This window comes from Streptomyces sp. NTH33 (assembly GCF_003236365.1).
In the GTDB taxonomy this organism is placed as follows: Bacteria; Actinomycetota; Actinomycetes; order Streptomycetales; family Streptomycetaceae; genus Streptomyces.
The window spans coordinates 1-1,079 of the sequence record NZ_POTZ01000930.1 but is presented as its reverse complement, the minus strand read 5'-3'; the positions used below and the strand labels follow the sequence as shown (position 1 = coordinate 1,079).

The following is a 1,079-nucleotide window of genomic DNA, read 5'->3' as shown; positions in this document are numbered from 1 at the left end:
AGATATGTATAAGAGACAGCCCCTCGACAACACCCGCCTCTACGTCCTCGACGAACACCTCGGCCTGGTGGCCCCCGGCGTCCCCGGCGAGCTGTACATCGCCGGCACCGGACTCGCCCAGGGCTACCTGGACCAGCCGGGCCTCACCGCCGAGCGCTTCGTCGCCGACCCGCACGGCCCGGCCGGCGCGCGCATGTACCGCACCGGCGACCTGGTGCGCTGGTCGCGGGACGGCGAGATCGAGTACCTGGGCCGGGCCGACCAGCAGGTGAAGCTGCGGGGCTTCCGGATCGAGCCCGGCGAGATCGAGTCGGCACTCGTGGCCCACGCATCCGTCTCCCAGGCCGTGGTGGTCGTCCGCGAGGACCGCCCCGGCGACAAACGCCTCGTCGCCTACGTCGTCGGCGACGGCGAAGCCCCCGTCAACCTCGACGTCCTGCACGCCCACACCGACGAGGTGCTGCCCGACTACATGGTCCCGGCCGCTTTCATGACCCTGGACGCCCTGCCGCTGACCGTCAACGGCAAGATCGACAAGCGCGCGCTGCCCCAGCCCCCGGCTTCGGCCGGCAGCGGCGGCCGGGCGCCGCGCAACCCCCGCGAAGAAGTCCTGCGCGACCTGTTCGCCGAGGTCCTCGGCCTGCCGTCCGTCTCCGTCGACGACGACTTCTTCCGCCTCGGCGGGCATTCCCTGCTCGCCACCCGGCTGGTCAGCCGGATCCGTACCGTCCTCGGGGCCGAACTGCCGGTCCCCGCCCTCTTCGAGAACCCGAACGTGGCCAGGCTGGCCGAGCGGCTCGACCGCGCCGAGAGCGCGCGCCCCAAGCTGCGGCCGATGCGCCGGATGGGAGCTTCCCAGTGATCCCCTTGTCGTATGCCCAGCAGCGCCTGTGGTTCCTCGCCCAGATGGAAGGCCCCTCGGCGACCTACAACATCCCGCTCGCCCTGCGCCTGTCCGGCGACCTCGACACCGAGGCACTCACCCTGGCTCTCGCGGACGTCGTCGCCCGGCACGAGAGCCTGCGCACCGTCTACCCCGAACGCGAGGGCACCCCCTACCAGCACATCCTCCCCGCCGA

General features: G+C 71.8%; 1 pseudogene. It reads left to right on the top strand.

The features are described 5' to 3' along the window. Positions 1 to 1,079 (top strand): annotated as a pseudogene (locus C1I97_RS37615) (phosphopantetheine-binding protein); the annotation flags it as partial.